We start from the raw sequence: 19,691 nt of genomic DNA, 5'->3' as shown, positions 1-19,691 counted from the left end.
AATCTTCTTCTCTCAGGCGGCTCGGCCCATGTGAAGAGAGAGGAGTTTCGAAACGCCGTGCTCTTCCATAGTGACTCCGTACAGGAGGTCGGCGGTCGCCATCGTCCGCTTGTTGTGAGTGATGAGGAGGAACTGGGCGCTTGCAGCCATTTCCTTCAGGAGCGAGGCAAAACGCTCGGCATTCGCATCATCGAGGGGGGCATCAACCTCGTCAAGTAGGCAGAATGGGCTGGGGCGCGTGTGAAACAGCGCCAGCAGGAGCGCCAGCGCGGCCAGCGCTTTCTCGCCTCCGGACAGCAGATTGAGGGTGGCGCGCTTACCTGGAATCCGAACGACCATCTCGACGCCTGGCTCCTCCTGCTCCCCAGGAGCGGGTTCGACTAAGGTGAGAGACGCCTGGCCTCCCGGGATGAGGCAACTCCACAATCGATCCAAATGGCCGGCTACGGTCTTGAGTGTCTCGCTGAACCGCTGTTGAATGGTGTGGTTGATCTCCGAAATGGCTGTTCGGAGTGAGTGAGCAGATGATGAGAGGTCTTCGACCTGAGCGGAGAGGAAGCGGTGCCGCTCAGCCAGTTCCTGATATTCCTCCAAGGCAGCCATGTTGACCGCGCCCAGCTCAGCAATCTTGGCCGTAAGATCCGCGAGTTCACTGTTGGCCGCTTCGACATCAAGGCCGCTGCTGGAGAGTCGCAGCGCAATAGCCTCCACCTCGTGAGGTCCTTCTTCCTTCAGCGCCTCCTCAAGGAGCGAGATGGTGTTTCGCAGTTCGGCGAGACGGATCGCCGCGTCACTCCAGGCCTGTTGCTTTTCTGCGAGCGACTGCTTCAGCCCCCGAAGGCGTTCGTCAATGGACTGGCGTCTCTCGCTCAATTCTCGGCGCGCCTCGTCCTGTGCAACGACAAGCCGATGCGCCGCCTGCTCCTCCTCAACCAGGGAAGTCAGCCGTTCCTGAAGCTGTATCACGGCGGCCTCCATCTTCGTTTCTCGAAGCTGTTGTTCGGCGAGCTCGCCTTCGAGCGACTCCAGCTCGCCCCTCACCTGTCCCAGCTCTTCGACCGTTCTGGCAAGGCCACGAGTCAAGATCTCTCGCTGGCCTTGCAGCGCCGTAAGATGGACGCGGCATTCCCCCACCTCCCGAATGAGACCGTCCCGTTCCTGTTGTCGGGCGACTGCCTCGGTTTCGAGCTGAGAGATTTCGATTTGAGCAGCTTGGTCTCGTCCCTGGAGCGCCAAAAGGGCGTCCTCGAGCGTGTGGATCTCCTCGGCGAGTACACGAGCGTCCTCCTCATGACTCTTGACTTCATAGGTCAGCACCTCGATCTGCTGTAAGAGACGGCGCCGTTCCGCACTCGTATGAGAGAACGACGCCTCCCCCTTGAGACGATCAATCTCCAGTTCGTGGAGGCGCTGGTTCAGTAACTCCAACGATTCCGCAAAATGTGCTGAGCGGCGACAGGACGCTTCCCATGAGGCTTCGACCGCCTGAAGGTTATCGTGCAACTCCCGGACGCGACCCTGAAGTCGGGCGATTTCCCGTCGTCGTGGAAGGATACCGGAACCTCCTCCAGGACCACCGGCGATGATTCCCCGACTGGTGACGACCTCGCCGGTGAGCGTGGCTATCGCAAACGGGGAGGGGAGAGAGGCGCTGAGAGCGAGCGCATCGGACAGCTCTCGGACGATGACCCCGTCGGCGAGCAGGGCTTCCACCAGCGGCCGATCGCATTCGGCGCAGCGGATCAGATCAAGCGCAAGACCCTCGACCGAAGCGCCTGAGGAAGGAAGCATCTCACGCAGCCGGGCTGCGGCCGTCCCGTCCTGAGCGCGGACCGCCGATCGCCGATCGCCGATCGCTTCGGGGAGAAGAAGGAAGGTTGCGCGACCCTGTCCTCGCTCGGTGAGCAATCGAATGGCCTCTTTGACGTCTTCCGGCCGTTGCATCACCAGACCCTGCAAGGCATCGCCGAGCAGTGCTTCGATAGCGCGCTCGTACTGAGCAGGCACCTCAAGCAACTCAGCCAGTGAATTCCGCAACCCCTCGAGTCTTGTCTCGCCCTGGGTTTTTTGCTGGAGCAGGTACCGGTGGCCATCGACATACCCTTCGAAGCTTTGACTGAGTTCGATGAGCGAAGTCAAGCGGCTGCGCAGCTTGGCTGACTCCTCCCGGATCGCGTCCAGTTGAGGCTTACTGGCCTCCCGTGCAGTTTCCTCCTCCGCCGTCTGTCTGGCGAGTTCCTGCCGCTCTGCCTGCAGTAAGGTCAGTTGTTCGACCGCGCGTTCGATGACGGCGTGCTGTGCCTCCTCCAGGGGGACGAGGTCGCGATCCTGCTGCTCGATCCGAGCCTTGCGCTCGACGGCCAGATCATGCTGTGTGCCGTAGAGGCGTTGTCGCTCTCGGAGGCCGGTCAGGTGGTTACGACGGTCTGCCAGAACTGCCGTATCCTGGACGAGACGCCGTCGTTTGGCCTCAAGCGCTCGCGCCATCTCCGCGATCATCTCCTCCAGCGCATGTAATTCCGAAGACTTAAGGTCGAGTTGCGCGCGGCTGGCCTGTAGCTCGCTGGCCAGAAGCTGTTCCTGCGCTCCGGCTTCAGCCTCCTGTTGTGCCAAGGCTACGCGTCGACTCTGCAGGTGTGCCGAGCGGTCCTGTCGCTCCTTTTTCCGAAGCGCTGATTCATTCAGCATCTGTCGCAGATGGTTGAGCTCGGCTTCATCGCGAGACAGTTGACTTCTCAGTTCGTGTAGGCGCTCCTGCGAGGCAGCCCTGACCTGTTCCTGCTCCAACTCGCGGATTCGTACGGCCTCCTGTTCGGCCTCTACGGTAACCACTGCGGCCTGCACCGCATCCACCTCGCCCTGTGCTGCCGTCGTGCAGTCCTGGAGCAGTGAGAGTTGTTGCCCCAACTGTTGTAATTCGGAAAATTTGAGAAAACCTTTGAGCTCAAGCGCCCGGTCCTGGTAGGTGCGATAACGCTCCGCCTTGGTCGCCTGTCGTTTGAGGGAGTTCTTTTGCCGCTCCACCTCCCGGATGATATCACTCACCCGGAGCAGGTTTTGCTCCGCCGCCTCCAGCTTAACAAGCGCAGATTTCTTCCGGACCTTGTAGGTCATGATGCCGGCAGCTTCCTCAATCAGGACTCGCCGCTCGGATGGCTTGGCGCTGATAATGTCGCCGACGTGCCCTTGTTCGATCAGGGCATACGGTTCACTCCCTAACCCGGTATCCAGGAACAGATCGGTAATATCGCGCAGCCGGCAGGGAACGTGATTCAGGAGGTACTCGCTCTCACCGGAACGATACAATCGACGGGTGACCGTCACCTCATGAAATTCCGTCGGGATGTTGCCATAGTTATCAGTGAAGATCAGAGAGACCTCTGCCATGCCAAGCGGTTTCCTGGCGCTGTTGCCGGCAAAGATCAGGTCGTCCATTCGATCGCCGCGCAGCAGCTTTGCGCTCTGCTCGCCGAGGGCCCAACGGATCGCGTCGGAGAGGTTGCTCTTGCCGCAGCCGTTCGGGCCGACAATGGCCGTCACGCCAGGCTCGAAGGCCACCTCGACCTTCTCGGCGAACGTTTTGAAGCCGAACGCGGTTAGTCGCAGAAGCCGCATCGCCTACGCTGACCGCCGGCAGCTCTTAGCACCGCTCTACCGTGATTCATGGTGAGACCTCCAAGAACTGATTGTAGAAATGACCCTATGTTGGCACACATTACCAACCCCGTTCCCCTTTTGTCAAGAATAAATACAACTTTCAGTGGTCAACTTATACTTGGCTACTAGATGTTGTAGATATGAGGTCTGGCAGTGATCTGAGTGCGGCTCGAGCAGCCTCCCGTTCGGCCTCCTGCCTATTTCGCCCCTTTCCCTTTGCCATCGGTGACCGTCCGACTACCACCTCGACCTCGAACGTCGGAGCGTGAGGAGGTCCGGATCGGCGGACAAGACGATAACGGGGGGTCGAGCGAAGGTGCAATTGAGCGAGCTGTTGTAAGGCGGTTTTCGGATCGTGGGTCAGTCCTTCTCCGCTGAGGGCGTTGACACACGCCTCACGCGCCAGCTCGCGGATCTTCGCGACGCCACCGTCCAGGTAGATCGCCGCTATTACCGCTTCGAAGGCACTTGAGAGAACCTTGGCCTTATCTCTACCCCCCGTTGATTCTTCTCCCTTGCTCAGTAAGAGCAACGGCGCAAGGCCGTGGATTTTCGCCATTTCGGCCAGCGCGGCAGCACTCACGAGGCTCGCGCGACGCAGGGTGAGTTCGCCCTCCGAGGCTGTCGGAAGCAGGGAGACGAGTGCGTCGCTTACATAGAGGCTCCAGACCGCATCTCCCAGAAATTCGAGCCGTTGGTAGCGAAGACGCACATCTGCCTGCGCCGTGTCGGTCGAAGAGGGGTGAGTCAAGGCTGCTTCAAGAAGCTCGATATTTTGGAATTGATAGCCGCAGAAGGAGAGAGGAGGGGATGGTGTGGCCGCCTGTAAAGATGTCGTCATGCGTTACGGATAACATACTTGTAGCGTCCCGTCAACACAGCTTCACGTCCAGTGCTTGATCCCTCTTGACTGACTAGAGGGGCCTGTCCATCCGTGATTTCTCACTTGACATTTATGGTAAGAATTCATACATTTTTAGTATGAAAACCATTGTGTCGGAAAAGGGCCAGGTCACGATCCCAAAGCCTCTCCGGAAACGCCTGGGAATTCGCCCTGGAAACGCCCTGGACTTCAGTGAAGAGAAGGGCCGTCTGGTGGCCACCAAGGCGACTGCGCAAGATGCCGTAGAGAGCGTGTACGGGATCCTCGGGTTGAAGCATCCAACGGACGATCTGATCACTTCTCTACGAGGCAAAGCGGACGCGGTGTGATCACAGCGGTCGATACCAGCGTCTTGTTGGATGTGTTCGGGCCAGACCCGATTTTCGGACTCCGGTCAGGGAAGGCTATTCGTGTCTGTCTGGCCGAAGGTAGCCTTGTCGCTTGTGAGGTGGTATGGGCAGAGATAGCGAGCTTCTTTCCGTCCACCAATGTCGCGCAAGACGTTCTGAGCCGCCTCGAGGTAGAATTCAACCCCATAGAACTGAAAACGGCGCTTCTGGCCAGTCGGGTTTGGAAGACCTATCGCAGCAGAGGAGGCCAGCGAGAACGCATGGTGGCGGATTTCTTGATCGGTGCCCATGCCCTTTCCCAAGCCGATCGGCTGCTGACTAGAGATCGTGGATTCTACCGGACCTACTTTTCCCGCCTTCGGGTTCTCGACCCGTCGAAGGGATAGCCAGGAATGATCACGGGTGAAGTCGCGGTAACGACTAGACGTGACACCCTACCTGTACCTGGCTGGGGTCGAGTCTTAAATCATATCTGTATCGACCGCATCCATGTCATACACGTTCGCCCAAGGGTAGATCACGTTCAGAAAGCGACGACTGGCAGGATTCACACTTCAAGCCTTGACCCCGATCGTTAAAAGACTCTCGGCGCTTTTTCACCCTAGCTCTGCCTTACTCACCTGAGTCAAGGGTAGACTTGACCTTTTTTGTCCTAATGGATTTCGAGCTCATTCCTCCAAACCAGTAGTAATCTTGTCTGTCAGGCAGAGACGCCCGCCACACTCAAACAACAACCGGCCACGCAGCCAGAGAGAGCCTTCCGATGTCATCTACCGTCAGGCCCTCAAGATTGAGGTGTGGTGCTGCCTCCGGCCGGGGTGAGACAACCACCTTGAGGCTGCTAATTTTTCCATTCTTGAAGGTGAAAGTATGGCTTCCAGCGACTTGGAAGCCACGCTCGTCCTGGGTGCCGATCTTAGTGATCCAACCGGCCACGATTTTCTCGTCCATCACTTTGATCCGATGGACCTCGGTATCCACCACGCCGAGGGCAGTCTCCTGCATAGGCGCCGGCTTCTTCCCCGTACCCTCCAGTTTCAAGGGCATGCGGTTGGAGTGAAACCGGTTCTTGTAGAGCGTATGAATTGCATTGCGGCCTTGAAAGGTTCCGGTGACTGGAGGAGAACCGGCAAACTCAAAGGTGCCGTCTGCATCCCAGAGATTCAGCAACGCTTCCACCGAACCGGTCTTTCCGGTACGCAGGTCCCGAATGTGTCGGAAGTAGGCCTCCACGATTTGTTCATGTTGTTTTTCGACGCGTTCGTTTGCCATTTCTTATCCTCCTTGAAGTATTTAGGCGACTTGGGCCTGACAGTGGTTCACCAACCAGCAACGTGGATCAGTGGCGAGATAATCCCCGGTTTTTGCATAAGCCACAGCACGACAGCCCCCACACCGGTTTCTGACCTGGCAAGCGGCGCACTCACCCTTTAGATACTCTCTAGATTGCAGGACTCGAATGACGGGAGAGTTAAGCCAGATCTGACGGAAGGTTCCTTCACGGATGTTGCCGAGCGGGATCGGCAACAGCACGCAAGGCAACACGGTGCCGTTGGCGGTCACGCATCCCTGGCCTATACCTGCCTGGCAGCCTATGAAGCCCGGCATTCCCTCAAGTTCATGATCGACGAAAATCTGTTGCGCCAGGTGATTGACGATGTCGACTTTGCCCCGGTAGCGGATTCGGAGTTCCGCCGATAAGGTGATCACCAAGCGCCACTCCTCGTCCGTGAGGTCCAATTCGTCGGTCCCACGGCCGGTCGGTACGTAGCGTGAGAAGTTCAGCCGGATGATCTTAGTGCTAGAAATAAATTCCGTGAAGGGTTCCAGTTCAGCCGCGTTGAGGCGGTTGATGGTGCAACAAACGGTGACCCGCAGGCCAGCGCAGGCCGCCACCTCGATGGTTCGAAGCGCGCGATCAAACAAGCCGGGCCAACGTCGAATGGTGTCGTGAGCGGTGTGAAATCCATCCAGGCTGACCTGAAAACGATTGATGCCTGATGCTGCCAAAAGCGCCGCCTTGCGCTCGCTCAGTACGGCGCCGTTCGAGCCCACTCCCACAGCCAACCCAAGGCGTCTCGCTTCCGCGATGATCTCCAGAAGATCGGGGCGCAGCAGAGGCTCGCCACCAGATATGGCCAGATCGACAACCCCCGCTTCGGCAAGCTGACTCAGAAGGTCAATAGCCTCATTCGTCCGCAATTCATCAGGCGATCGAACGCTCGCATTCGAAGAGCAGTGCAGGCAGCGCGCGTTGCACGCGGTGGTTGCCAGCCACACCATGTGGAAGGGAGTTCGAGGACGAAAGCTGCCAGCCTGCAACACTTGAATCACCACTCGACTTCTAGAATGCCTCTGGCCACCAGATTGCTGAAAAATTTCTGAAGCTGGGGTCGCAAAATCCTGCTGTCCACCTGCATTGCCATGGACAGAGATTGCTCGATCTCACCCACTGTGCTCCAGCCATTGCAGAGCTGGTACGCGTAGAATCCGGTTAGAGGCAGGAGGTGCAATTCATCGGTCTGAGAATTGTAAATCAGGTACTGCTCCTCCTGCTCGCGAATGACGCACCAAGATGTCAGTTTGAGGACGGTCTCAGTCGTTAACGCAGTGGCCACTGATCGTTCCGAGTTTAGACGGGAAGAGCCTCGCCGCAGGGGAGCAATTCCAACCTCGGATCGGGCTGGAGCTTCACCCAGCAGTGCGGATCTCCAGCGAGTGGATTTCCGCTACTGTATGCATACGCCACAGCCCGACATCCTCCGCAAGTGGAGAGATACTCGCAGGTTCCGCAATTTCCCGTAAATTGCCCCAGTCGTTTGCGGAACCGAAAGAGGAGATCGGAGCGATTCCACATCTCTCTGAAGGTACTCTGGCGAAATGAGCCGATAGGTGTCGGAAGGAAAACGCAAGGCGTCATCGTACCATCCGGGCAGATCCGACCTACGAGCCGGCCGGCGCCACAGCCAACGTAATGTCTCTTTTCGTTGTCGGGTACCAGCATGCCGACGCGACAATCGTGCCAGATGATATCGATCCGGCCGCGAAAGCGCTCGCGCATCTCGATCCATTCCAGGAGTGTCTTTCTTAAGTCTTCGGGCGGAAGGGCTAGGTTGAGCGCGCCACGCCCAGCGGGAACGTATTCCGACAAGTTGACCGCGTGGGCGCCCAATTCCTCGGCGAGCTTCACCAGCTCTGGGCCGTCCAACCAGTTGATTCGGGTGGGTGTGAAGCCGACCACTACCCGCATGTGCCGCTTCACCAGGGAGCGAACCGCGTTGACCGCCCGCTTATACAATCCTGGACATTGGCGGAAATAGTCGTGAGTCTCGGACTTGTGACTATCCAAGCTGATGGTGACGCTCCGCACGCCGAGTTGCTGCAACTCAGAAGCGGTGAGGTCGTTGATGACAGAGCCGTTTGTACCCATAGTGACGTTGAGCCCCCGAGCTACGGCATGTCCGACCAGTACCTTCCAGTCCTTCCGCAGCATCGGCTCCCCGCCGGAAAACGCCAGTACTAGCAGCCCTGCGTCCGCAAGTTGGTCGATGACCGAAAGTGCCTCGCTCGTCGAGAGTTCCTGTGCGCAGTCAGCTTCCGGTCCTGAATTGGAATAGCAATGCAGGCATTTGGCATTGCATAGATGGGTGATTTCCCAGGCAACATAGAGTGGTGCCTTGAAGGCAGTTACCGGCGCAAACTCCTCTATCATCACTTTGGCCCTCCGTGGATTTCGCTACTCAAGTCCTGATAAACTGCCGTCTCAACCGAACCCTCTAGCAGAGATCTCCAACGATCAAGGGAGCTCTTCATTTCTCGGTCGGATCGAACACGAATGTTGTCACGATCGTAAGTAGCACGGTCTACATACTCGACGACTTCAGTGAAACTATTAGGATCATCTAGGGACTGGAACAAGCGGATCCGGATTCCACCGGGTTGTTCATAAAAGGGAACGACCTCCCGTAGGAAATCTAGCAATTTCTGGCGTCCCTCCGCAGGAGTCCGGATCGCCAAGTGAAGAACTACCGGGTAACTCATCTGTTCCCCTGTTTTTTTCATTGTGGTGATATTAGCCTCAGCAGGAAAGACTATTTACCTCACAAACGCTGGAGATATCAGCCCCTGTCCCGCTACCGGTCCGCTGTCATCCAGCTACCTATATGGATCGGTCTCCGCGGTCACAACCGATCCGCATGGGTATAGACCCCGGATCCGCCTCGATTGAGACCATGCATGTACAGCATCATTGACCCAATTGGTCGTCCCACCGGCCCCTTCTAGTGGCAAGGCAGAGCTCTCCTAAAAACAGAATGGCCCTTTGGGGCTCCCGTACCCCAAAGGGCCATATAGATCTTCTCCTTTAACTTACTACTGATCTGGCGCGGTTGCATTTTCCCACTTATCGCCATTTTTACATCTTCTTCATAGGTATTAAGCATAAACAGATCATACTGAGCAATCTTTGTTTAGCAGTTACTTTCCTGGCTGTCAAGAAGAAAATGAGGTCACAATTTCACACCCAGCCTGCGTTCCAAGACTTTTCGCTCTTCGGTAGTCAGTGCCGATGAGGATAACGGGCATCCAGTATGGATAGGCGTCTTCTTCAAGGCCTTTCGCTACCTTCTCTTATGGATGATCGAATCAATGACGTAAGCCCGTTGTTGTGCGCGCAATTTGTATTGACAGCAGGTAGGAGGCTCATTAGAGTAGACGTACAGACGATCAGCGGGAGATGGCCGCTAGAGGCTGCTTTGCAGTTTCCACTCGATGAGGGACGCGCTGCTTCATAGGGCTCAAGAGACAATCGATCGGCATCGGATGCTGGTAGCGGGAGAGATGGTTGTTCTCGCCGTATCGGGCGGTGTTGATTCGATGGTGATGCTTAACCTTCTGCTGCGTCTCCGAATCCGCTATCACATCTCTCTCCATGTCGCCCATCTGAACCACGATCTCCGAGGGGCGGAGTCGGCTGAGGCGGCCGACTTTGTGCGTCGCCAATGCGAGGCCTATCAGATTCCTGTGACCATTACGACGGCCGACGGGAGGGCGTTGCGGGAACGGGGGGTGGGCTCGCTTCAGGCCGCCGCCCGTGATCTCCGCTACCGATTCCTGGAACAGGTGGCGAACGAGCGAGGCGCCGACAGCATCGCCGTAGGCCATCACCGTGACGACCAGGCGGAGACTGTCTTGATGAATCTGCTCCGGGGATCAGGGGTCAGGGGGCTTGGAGGGATCCCGCCCGTGAGAGGCCGGATCATTCGCCCGTTGATCGACTGCTCACGGGAGGAGATCGAACGGTACGCGCGAAAGGAGAGGATCCCGTACGTCGAGGACTCCTCGAACCGGAGCCTCTCGTACGGCCGGAACCGGATTCGCCTGGAACTCCTACCGAGACTGGCGAAGCGGTATAACCCCCGCATCGTCCATGCTCTGGCGAATACAGCCAGAATCCTTGAGGCTGAGGACACACTACTGAACGCGATAGTCGAGCAAGAGCTGGGGACTGTCCTGCTCTCGCGATCGCGTGAGGAGTTGGTACTGTCTATTCCCCGCATGGCTACTCTTCCCACCGCTCTGAGATGGCGGATCATTCGGCGATCCGCCGAATACCTGCGAGATAGCCGAGCAGGCCTGACCTTTCAGCAGATACTCCTCATCGATCGACTCTTGCTGACGGAGGGCGCGCAGGGCACTATTCAGGCGTCAGGTGGGTTGCGCGCAAGAAGGGCAGGCGCCGGCATTGTTCTTTCGGTGGGGGAGGGTCAAGTAAGGGGCCGCATTTCATCTTTCCCGCTTGCTGTCCCAGGTCTCACGGTCATTCCGGACTCGCCGCTCATCTTGAGAAGCGACCTCCTTGAGGAGTGGTCCCGGAGCGAACCCCCGCCGGATACCTGGACCGCCCTCCTTGATGCTGATTGTACCGGAAAGGAGCTACACGTCAGAGGGTGGGAGGAGGGTGACCGGTTCGTTCCCCTCGGGATGGATGGCCGGAAAAAACTCCAGGACTTCTTCGTAGACGCAAAGGTGCCGCGCAATCAACGCGGGAACATCCCGTTGGTAGTTTCAGGTGGTCAGATCGTATGGGTCGTTGGCTTTCGAGTGGACGAACGGTTTAAGGTAACCGATTCGACGCGGCGTATTCTCCGGCTGCGTGCAGCCGATACAGGCGGATACACGGGATAACGCATCGATAGCGCTCTTATTGATGGGAGATGAAATCGTATTACCGCTCGCGAGTGTCATGTCTCACGATTACCGTTCGTGCTGAGCCAGTCGAAGCATGAACGGAACGCCGCAACAAGCTTCACCCTTCGACAGGCTCAGGGCGAACGGAATGTGTAAAGAAGCATCGGATACACTGCATTAGCTTGGCCGGTTTGGCCTTCCAGACGTTGGAAGACGGTTTGCGGGTATATTACGTTGAAAACCCATAAGCTTTTTGATATAAATGATTATAGTGCTAAAAAATCTTATGCATCAACCTGCTGAGTGAGGAAATGGGATTGGTAACAGGAGGGAAAAGGTTGAACCCGTTTTTTAAGAATCTTGCCCTGTGGCTTGTTATCGGATTAATCATGGTGCTGGTCTTCAACATTTTCAATCAGAACCAGCCACAGGAGAAGGAGTTGATCTTCAGCGACTTCATGGCCAAGGTCACGAAGGGTGAGGTTGCGGAGGTCATCGTGAAGGGGGCGGATATTAAGGGGAAGCTTACCAGCGGCGAAGTCTTTCGGACCTATACCCCTGATGATAAGGATATGATTTCAGAGCTGCGGCAGAAGGGGGTTCGAATTATTGCAAAACCGGTTGACGGGAATCCCTGGTATGTCAATATGCTGCTGTCGTGGCTTCCGATGCTGCTGTTTATCGGGGTATGGATTTTCTTCATGCGACAGATGCAGGGCGGTGGCGTAAAGGCCCTCTCATTCGGGAAAAGTCGAGCGCGCCTGCTATCTGACAAGCAAAGCAAGGTGACTTTTGCCGATGTCGCGGGTGCGGATGAGGCAAAAGAGGAGCTTCGGGAGATTATTGAGTTCCTGAAGGACCCGCCGAGGTTTCAGAAACTCGGCGGGAGGATTCCCAAGGGTGTGTTGCTTATGGGTCCCCCTGGCACGGGTAAGACGCTGCTCGCGCGGGCGATCGCCGGTGAGGCCAATGCCCCCTTTTTCAGCATCTCCGGCTCGGACTTTGTGGAGATGTTCGTTGGTGTCGGCGCCTCGCGAGTGCGGGATCTGTTTGAACAGGGCAAAAAGCAGGCCCCTTGTATTATCTTCGTGGATGAGATCGACGCCGTAGGCAGGCATAGGGGCGCGGGTCTCGGTGGCGGTCACGACGAGCGGGAGCAGACCTTGAATCAGCTCCTGGTCGAGATGGATGGCTTCGAGTCAAACGACGGGGTGATCCTGGTCGCCGCGACCAACCGCCCGGATGTCCTGGATCCGGCGCTGCTTCGGCCCGGACGGTTTGATCGCCAGGTCGTAGTGGCAAGACCTGACATCAGGGGGCGCGAGGGGATCCTGCGCGTCCACACGAAAAAGATTCCTCTTGACGCCGACGTTGACCTCACGCTTCTGGCTAGGGGGACCCCCGGCTTTTCCGGGGCTGACCTGGCCAACCTCGTGAATGAGGCAGCCCTGTTGGGCGCCCGGCAAAATAAGAAAGCCGTGGGCATGACGGACTTCGAGAACGCCAAAGACAAAGTGATGATGGGCGTCGAGCGGAGGAGCATCGTCATCAGCGAGGAGGAGCGAAAGGTGACCGCCTATCATGAGGCCGGACACACCCTGGTGGCGAAGGTCCTCCCCGGAACCGACCCGATTCACAAAGTGACGATCATCCCGCGGGGCCGAGCGCTCGGTATGACCCAGCAGTTACCCATCGACGAGAAGCACAACTACGCGAAGGAGTATCTCCTCAACGAGATCGCCATCATGATGGGCGGACGCGTTGCGGAGGAGTTGGTCTTCGGTCAGATGACCACCGGAGCAGGGAACGACATCGAACGAGCCACCGATCTGGCCAGGAAGATGGTGTGCGAATGGGGCATGAGCGAGAGGCTGGGCCCTCTCACGTTCGGCAAGCGCGAAGAGATGATCTTTTTGGGTCGGGAGATCGCCCAGCATCAGGATTATAGCGAGCAGACGGCGGTGGAGATCGATCGAGAAGTCAAACAGATCGTCATGACGAACTACGACAAGTCCAAGGCGCTGATCATCGAGCGAATTGGTGTCCTGCACGCCTTGGCAAAGGCCCTGTTAGAAACCGAGGTGCTCGACGGCCTTCAGATCGATGCCATCGTGAACGGGGCTGCTGCCACGGTCCCGGCACCCGCCTAAGGTGAAGTCCTCTGCCCCTTGACCGGGACTGTAGGCGAGGACATTTGATCTCTTCGTTCCGCAGCATCGCCCATCGTTTTTATCTGCCCCCTTTGTCGGCATTTGGTTCGACCCAAGACCAAACAGACCAGATAGACCAACTGACTAAGTTGACTCAATGACTCAATTACACTTTCGCTGTCGGGACCATCTGTTAGATGTTCAGGAAAAGACCTGGATAGTGGGGGTATTGAACATTACTCCGGACTCTTTTTCTGATGGCGGTCGCTTCCTGGATCCTGGGGCAGCTACCGATCAGGCCATGCAGATGGTGGAGGAGGGAGCCGATATCCTGGAGATGGGCGCTGAGTCAACCCGTCCAGGCGCCGTCCCTGTGTCTGTGGACGAGGAGCTTCGCCGAATCCTTCCGGTTCTGCGCGACCTGCGGCCCAAGCTTACGATTCCTGTGGCGGTAGACACCTATAAACCGGAGGTGGCGAGGGTCGTCCTGGAGGAAGGGGCGGATATCATTAACGACGTCTATGGCGTTCGAGGAGAGGGGCGTCTGGCGGCGGTGGTGGCTGAGAAGCGGGCCGGCCTTGTTATTATGCACATGAAGGGGACCCCTCAGGATATGCAAATCGAACCGCGCTACAACGATGTTGTTGGCGAGGTCGTGGCCTTCCTGGCCGATCGCGTTGCCTTTGCCGAACGTATGGGCGTTGACCCGCAGTCAATCGTTGTAGATCCCGGGCTGGGTTTTGGGAAGCGGTCGCAGGACAATTTAGCCCTGCTCCAACATCTCGCGGAGCTTGATTGCCTTGGGAAGCCGATTATGGTTGGTCCATCGCGCAAATCGCTTGTCGGGGAGGTGCTGAAGTTGCCGGTAGAGCAGCGCCACCATGGCACGGCGGCCTGTGTTGCGGCGGCGGTGTTGCACGGTGCGTCCTTTGTCCGGATTCACGATGTCCAGCCCTGTGCGCATCTGGTCAGGATGTTGGACGCGATCAGGAGGGCGTAGCGGCCATGTGGACCACAATGGCCCAATTCACGTGGGTTGACGCCGTAGACGTGCTGATCGTGGCATTCGTGGCCTACCAGCTTCTCCTGATGTTCAAGGGGACGCGGGCGCTGCAAATGATCCTGGGTCTCGCACTTGTCTATCTCGCATCGCGAATCGCCCTCAAGGGCGGTCTGCTGACCGTGAACTGGGTCCTGCAGAATCTGCTTGGTGTCTGGTTTCTCCTAATCATCATCCTTTTTCAGCCGGAACTCCGTCGAGCCCTCGCCACCGTTGGCCTTCGTTCCCGCCTGCTTCGCGCCTTTGCCAAGCGCGAAGAGGCGTACATGATTGACGAGATCGTTCGATCTGCAACCTCATTGGCCGCGAAAAAGATCGGCGCGATTATTGTCCTGGAGCGAGAGACAAAGCTGTCCGACTACGTCGATTCCGGTGCGCCTCTTGACGCACGGGTGTCGAGGCGGTTATTGGAATCGATCTTTTGTCCTGGTTCGCCGCTCCACGATGGGGCGGTCGTGATTCAGGGCGGGCGTCTGGCTGCCGCCTCCTGCTTGTTGCCTTTGACACTCACCAGCGACGTCAGCGAGGGGCTCGGGACGCGCCATCGCGCAGCCATCGGGCTGACAGAGGAAACCGACGCCATCGTCATCGTCGTTTCGGAGGAGATGGGTAGCGTGTCTCTGGTTCAGGCGGGGGCCATCAGTAAGGGTCTTGATGCTCAGATGCTGCGCCGCCTGCTCGTGGAGCGTTTGGGACCGCCTCGTGGGGGCGGTTCCGGCGCTAAGCCGAGAGAAGTGGCAGCACCATCAGCGATCAGCGGTTAGACATCCCCTGGTCTATCAGGTCTGTCTGGTCTAGCTCGAGGGATCAGCATCTGAGGGCCGGCGTCGTATTTCACAATTACCGTTCGTGCTGAGCTGGTCGAAGCATGGACGGAAAGCTGTAAGAGGATCATGTCCAGAGGACTCTTTGATAATCTCGGTCTCAAGCTCTCCTCTTTGGGCCTCGCTGTTGCCCTATGGATGGTGGTCGCAGGGGAGCAGAGGGATGAGCGTACGTTGAATGCTCCGCTCACGCTCGCACGGCTTCCGAAAAATACGGCCCTCCTCAATGTTCCGGGAGACTTCGTCACGGTCCAGTTGCGTGGTCCGAAAAGTCTGATCTCGGGCCTGTCACCCAACGAGATAGACGTGAATCTGGATCTCTCAACCCTGAAAGAAGGGGAGAACCTCATTGCTGTGAAGTCCGACCAAGTTGATGTCCCTCGCGGAGTGGAAGTCGTCCAGGTCTCGCCGAGGTGGGTTCGCCTCGTCGTAGAATCAGTGACAGAGCGTACGGTGCGGGTCGCAGCCCGCGTGGAAGGGAATCCGACCTCAGGGTATTATTTCAAGCGGGCCTCTGCGCACCCTGATCATGTTCGGTTGGTTGGACCGAGGAGCGAAGTGAATCGTCTGGAGAAGGTCTATACCTCGACTATCAGTATTGAAGGTCGATCTCATGACTTTGGTGTCTTGACCTCTCTTGAACCTCTCGGGAAATTAGTCAAAGTGGAAGGGCCCGTCCACGTCCAGGTCTCAGTTGAGATCAGGGCTAATCCCAGGCCCTCGTCTTCGTAGCGTGACCGCAAGGGCGAGGCGCATTGAGGAGAAAGGAGTGATCGTGCGAAAACTATTCGGCACCGACGGGATTCGGGGTGTAGCCAACAGGGAGCCGATGACTCCGGAGACCATGGTCAAGGTGGGGCGCGCAACGGCTCATCTCCTACGCGGGACAAGCGAGCGGCCTGCGATCGTCATCGGGAAGGACACACGCCTGACCGGCTATATGCTGGAGACGGCGCTGACAGCGGGAATCACCTCGATGGGCGTGGACGTGCTGTTAGTCGGCCCGCTCCCGACGCCTGGGATTGCCTTTATGACGCGAAGCCTCCGAGCCGATGCCGGAGTGGCGATTTCGGCCTCCCATAACCCGTACGAGGATAACGGCATCAAGTTCTTTTCTCACGATGGCCTGAAGCTGCCGGATGCGATGGAGCAACGGATCGAGGAGCTGATCGGCAACGGAGAGATTGATGGAATCAGAGCGGCGCCCCGTGAGATCGGCAAGGCTTACCGGGTGGGCGATGCCGTCGGCCGCTATATCGAATTTGCGAAAAACAGCCTTCCCAAGGGAATGACGCTGAAAGGAATGCGGGTAGTGGTTGATTGTGCCAACGGCGCGGCCTACAAGGTATCGCCCGCAGTCCTCAGAGAGTTGAGTGCCGAGGTGGTGTCGCTCAACGTCGAGCCTGACGGGACCAACATCAATAAAGGATGCGGCGCGTTGTATCCGGAAGGACTGCGGCAGGCGGTAGTGCAACACAAGGCGCACCTCGGGTTTGCCCATGACGGGGACGCGGACCGAGTCCTGTTTGTGGACGAACAGGGTGAGGTGGTAGATGGCGACCACATCCTCGCGCTCTGTGCCCTCGACCTGAAGCGAGAAGGCCGTCTGCGCGAAGATACGATCGTCGCGACTGTCATGAGCAACATCGGCTTGGATGTCGCGATGCAAGAGGCAGGGATCAAGGTTGTTCGCGCCGCGGTGGGCGATCGGTACGTCCTGGAGGAAATGCTGGCGAAGCGATACATGCTGGGGGGCGAGCAGTCCGGGCATATCATCTTCCTCGAACACCATACCACCGGAGACGGGATCGTGACCGCCCTGCAGGTGCTGGCCATCATACAGAGGTGTGGGAAGCCGCTTTCGGAACTCAAGGCATGCATGACCTCGTACCCTCAGATCTTGATCAACGTGCCTGTCAGGCGCAGAGCCGCCATCGAGGCGCTTCCACGGGTGCAGGAGGCGATTCAAGCGGCGGAGGCGGGTATGGGAGGTCGAGGACGAGTCCTGGTTCGCTTATCCGGCACGGAGCCGGTGGCTCGTGTGATGGTGGAAGGCGAGGAGCCGGCGAAAGTTGAGCGACTGGCTCGAGAGATTGCGCTGGTGATCGAAAAAGAACTTGGTTAAAACCGGTTCTATCCCTTACCCTAAACCCTAGACCCTATACCCTGGTTGTGAGGTGCGAGTGATGGTTGGGTTATGTGTGAACGTCGATCATATCGCGACGATTAGACAGGCAAGACGGGGGCAGGAACCTGACCCGGTCCAGGCGGCCGTGCTGGTTGAGCTGGCCGGTGCGTCCGGGATTACCGTACACCTGCGTGAAGACCGCCGGCATATCCAGGATCGGGATGTCGAACTTCTTAGACGATTGGTCAAGACGAAGCTGAACCTGGAGATGGCCGCTACAGAAGAGATGATCCGAATCGCGCTGGCGCTCAAACCGGAGATGGTGACGCTCGTTCCGGAGCGGCGTGAGGAGCTTACCACTGAAGGAGGACTGGACGTTCACGGACACGTCGATGAGGTGGGGAGGTGTGTGCGCCGCTTGCGAGAGGACGGCATTGTTGTCAGTCTCTTCATCGACCCGGAACGCGATCAGTTATCGGCCGCTGCGCGCGCCGGCGCCGACTTCGTCGAGCTTCACACCGGATCGTATGCGGAGGCGCGAGATTACAAGGCGCAACAGGTTGAGTTGACTCGCCTCATTCAGTCGGCGACAGTGGGAAGAGAGTTGAGCCTTCGGATCAATGCCGGGCACGGCCTGGACTATCGCAATGTCGGGCCGGTAGCAGCGATCCCGGAGGTGGAGGAGTTGAGTATTGGCCACAGTATCATCGCCAGGGCCGTTCTTGTGGGGCTGGAGCGAGCGATCCACGAGATGCTTGCGGCGATGGAGAAGGACGGTGCGGGGGGACGGTGATGGTGATCGGGATCGGCATCGACGCCGTGCAGATCGGACGATTCGAACGTGCCGTTGCGCGTCACGGCACCCGTCTGCTCGATCGTCTCTTCACAGCGGAGGAACAGGCGCGCTTGAGAGGCCACCGGTCGCCCGGACGACACCTCGCGGCCCGCTTTGCGGCAAAGGAGGCGGCCTTCAAGGCGCTTCGCACCGGATGGGGGCAGGGGGTGGTGTGGCAGGATGTACAGATCGTGGGCGGCGGGCGTGAGCCGTCCAGCGTGGTCCTGTCGGGCTGCGCCCGGGAGGTCGCAGCCCGCCTTGGGATCACGCAGATGCTGGTGAGTCTCACGCACGATGGTGACTACGCGATGGCCTGTGTTGTGGCTACTGACGACAGATAGAGAGTGCGCGACGAGGAGGGGACGATGGCCGTGAGCGTTGTGACGGCGAGCCAGATGCGTCGGCTTGATCGACGGGCGACCGAGGAGTACGCCATCCCGTCGCTGCTGCTGATGGAGAACGCCGGACTTCAGGCGGTCCTGGAACTGGAGCGCGCGTTCCCGAATCTCACGCGAAGCCGCGTCGCCGTGATCTGTGGCAAGGGGAACAACGGCGGCGATGGCCTTGTCGTGGCGCGTCACCTCTTTAACCGCGGGATCACGGTTGAGGTGTTTCTGCTGGCTCGGCAGGCGGAGATCAAGGGGGATGCGCGGACGAATGTCGAGATCACTCGAAAATTAGGCGTACCGATCCATGAAGCGGCGATCAGTCAGGAGATCGAGGTCATTCAGGGGACGATTGAACGAGCAGACGTCGTCGTGGACGCCATCCTGGGAACTGGGACGACTGGGCCTGCCAAGGGTCTCTTGGGCGAGGCTATCGAGCTGCTTAACCGATCCGGTAAGCCGATCGTGGCCCTCGATATCCCCTCCGGCCTGAACAGTGATGAAGGGATCATCCCCGGACCGAGCATCAACGCGGTCCTCACTGTCACCTTCGGTCTGCCGAAGCGGGCACTGATCCTCTATCCGGCGGCCTCCTGTGCCGGTCGGGTCGTGACGGTAGACATCGGCCTGCCAAGGCAACTGCTCACCGATCCGCTTCTCGATGTCTCGCTCGTGCAGGCTGAGGATCTGGCAAGTGTACTCCCGCCACGCGACCCGAATGCCCACAAAGGGACGTATGGTCACGTCCTGGTCCTGGCCGGCTCGCCGGGTAAGACCGGGGCAGCGGCGATGTGCGCCCTTTCCGCGCTTCGAATCGGCGCAGGGTTAGTGACGCTGGCGTTGCCTGAGAGCCTGAACGACGCCATGGAGGCCAAGCTTACAGAGGTGATGACCGAGCCGCTCCCTGAGACCAGAGAGCGCACGATTGCCCACGCCGCCCTGGAGAGGGTCCTGGATCTGATGCAGGGCAAACGGGTTATTGCGATCGGTCCCGGCCTGTCTACGCATCCCGAGACCGCCGAGCTGATCCGGGCAGTCGTGAACACCGCCAAGGCGCAGATCGTTGTGGATGCCGATGGAATCAATGCCCTTGGACCGAACCTGGAAATGCTGCGCGATGTTCCACTCCCGCCGATCCTCACCCCCCACCCTGGAGAACTCGCCCGTCTGCTCGGCATCGATCGGGATGAGGTGGTCCGGCACCGGATTCCGATCGCGCAAAAGGTCGC

At 58.4% G+C, this 19,691-nt stretch carries 17 protein-coding genes; 11 read left to right on the top strand and 6 right to left on the bottom strand.

Annotated elements, in window-relative coordinates:
• Positions 1 to 12 precede the first annotated feature (12 nt).
• Both smc and rnc read right to left on the bottom strand, forming a co-directional pair.
• The gene (gene smc, locus PHV01_RS03370; protein ID WP_337289739.1) at positions 13 to 3,615 is read right to left on the bottom strand and encodes a chromosome segregation protein SMC; all 3,603 of its coding nucleotides are present in this window, start codon (positions 3,613 to 3,615) and stop codon (positions 13 to 15) included.
• 154 nt (positions 3,616 to 3,769) lie between these two features.
• Positions 3,770 to 4,498, bottom strand: a complete 729-nt coding sequence (gene rnc, locus PHV01_RS03365) for a ribonuclease III (protein ID WP_337289738.1) — start codon at positions 4,496 to 4,498, stop codon at positions 3,770 to 3,772.
• A gap of 140 nt (positions 4,499 to 4,638) precedes the next feature.
• On the opposite strand from rnc, the gene PHV01_RS03360 reads away from it, so the two are divergent.
• A complete protein-coding gene (locus tag PHV01_RS03360; RefSeq protein WP_337289737.1) occupies positions 4,639 to 4,869 on the top strand; it encodes an AbrB/MazE/SpoVT family DNA-binding domain-containing protein in 231 nt (76 codons plus the stop codon).
• Positions 4,866 to 5,276, top strand: a complete 411-nt coding sequence (locus tag PHV01_RS03355) for a type II toxin-antitoxin system VapC family toxin (protein WP_337289736.1) — start codon at positions 4,866 to 4,868, stop codon at positions 5,274 to 5,276. Before PHV01_RS03360 ends, PHV01_RS03355 begins: the two co-directional genes overlap by 4 nt.
• 337 nt (positions 5,277 to 5,613) lie before the next feature.
• Here the strand turns inward: PHV01_RS03355 and PHV01_RS03350 are convergent, their stop codons facing one another.
• From PHV01_RS03350 to PHV01_RS03335, 4 genes are read right to left on the bottom strand one after another with little or no spacing between them, the layout of a single operon-like run.
• Complete coding sequence (locus tag PHV01_RS03350) at positions 5,614 to 6,162, bottom strand: nuclear transport factor 2 family protein (protein WP_337289735.1); 549 nt, start codon at positions 6,160 to 6,162, stop codon at positions 5,614 to 5,616.
• 21 nt (positions 6,163 to 6,183) lie between these two features.
• A complete protein-coding gene (locus PHV01_RS03345; RefSeq protein WP_337289734.1) occupies positions 6,184 to 7,224 on the bottom strand; it encodes a radical SAM protein in 1,041 nt (346 codons plus the stop codon).
• The gene (locus tag PHV01_RS03340) at positions 7,221 to 7,508 is read right to left on the bottom strand and encodes a hypothetical protein (protein ID WP_337289733.1); all 288 of its coding nucleotides are present in this window, start codon (positions 7,506 to 7,508) and stop codon (positions 7,221 to 7,223) included. Before PHV01_RS03340 ends, PHV01_RS03345 begins: the two co-directional genes overlap by 4 nt.
• A 14-nt stretch (positions 7,509 to 7,522) precedes the next feature.
• A complete protein-coding gene (locus tag PHV01_RS03335; RefSeq protein ID WP_337289732.1) occupies positions 7,523 to 8,602 on the bottom strand; it encodes a radical SAM protein in 1,080 nt (359 codons plus the stop codon).
• Positions 8,603 to 9,660: 1,058 nt separating this feature from the next.
• Here PHV01_RS03335 and tilS point away from each other — a divergent pair.
• From tilS to PHV01_RS03290, 9 genes are all read left to right on the top strand, one after another.
• A complete protein-coding gene (gene tilS, locus PHV01_RS03330) occupies positions 9,661 to 11,076 on the top strand; it encodes a tRNA lysidine(34) synthetase TilS (RefSeq protein ID WP_337289731.1) in 1,416 nt (471 codons plus the stop codon).
• Between the two features lie 341 nt (positions 11,077 to 11,417).
• Complete coding sequence (gene ftsH, locus PHV01_RS03325; protein WP_337289730.1) at positions 11,418 to 13,229, top strand: ATP-dependent zinc metalloprotease FtsH; 1,812 nt, start codon at positions 11,418 to 11,420, stop codon at positions 13,227 to 13,229.
• Between the two features lie 220 nt (positions 13,230 to 13,449).
• Positions 13,450 to 14,229, top strand: a complete 780-nt coding sequence (folP, locus tag PHV01_RS03320; protein ID WP_337289729.1) for a dihydropteroate synthase — start codon at positions 13,450 to 13,452, stop codon at positions 14,227 to 14,229.
• 5 nt (positions 14,230 to 14,234) lie between these two features.
• A complete protein-coding gene (gene cdaA / locus PHV01_RS03315; RefSeq protein WP_337289728.1) occupies positions 14,235 to 15,053 on the top strand; it encodes a diadenylate cyclase CdaA in 819 nt (272 codons plus the stop codon).
• A 129-nt stretch (positions 15,054 to 15,182) separates the two neighbouring features.
• Positions 15,183 to 15,845, top strand: a complete 663-nt coding sequence (locus PHV01_RS03310) for a CdaR family protein (RefSeq protein WP_337289727.1) — start codon at positions 15,183 to 15,185, stop codon at positions 15,843 to 15,845.
• Positions 15,846 to 15,888: 43 nt separating this feature from the next.
• Positions 15,889 to 17,238: a phosphoglucosamine mutase gene (gene glmM / locus PHV01_RS03305; protein ID WP_337289726.1), complete on the top strand. Its 1,350-nt coding sequence runs from the start codon at positions 15,889 to 15,891 to the stop codon at positions 17,236 to 17,238.
• A 61-nt stretch (positions 17,239 to 17,299) separates the two neighbouring features.
• Entirely contained in the window at positions 17,300 to 18,034 is a 735-nt protein-coding gene (locus PHV01_RS03300; RefSeq protein ID WP_337289725.1) for a pyridoxine 5'-phosphate synthase, read from the top strand.
• Complete coding sequence (gene acpS / locus PHV01_RS03295) at positions 18,034 to 18,417, top strand: holo-ACP synthase (protein ID WP_337289724.1); 384 nt, start codon at positions 18,034 to 18,036, stop codon at positions 18,415 to 18,417. Before PHV01_RS03300 ends, acpS begins: the two co-directional genes overlap by 1 nt.
• A 24-nt stretch (positions 18,418 to 18,441) precedes the next feature.
• Positions 18,442 to 19,691: NAD(P)H-hydrate epimerase (locus tag PHV01_RS03290; protein WP_337289723.1), on the top strand; the 1,250-nt coding region annotated here is incomplete at its 3' end.

This window comes from Candidatus Methylomirabilis sp. (assembly GCF_028716865.1).
Classification (GTDB): domain Bacteria; phylum Methylomirabilota; class Methylomirabilia; order Methylomirabilales; family Methylomirabilaceae; genus Methylomirabilis.
This window is presented reverse-complemented; position numbering and strand designations above follow the sequence as displayed.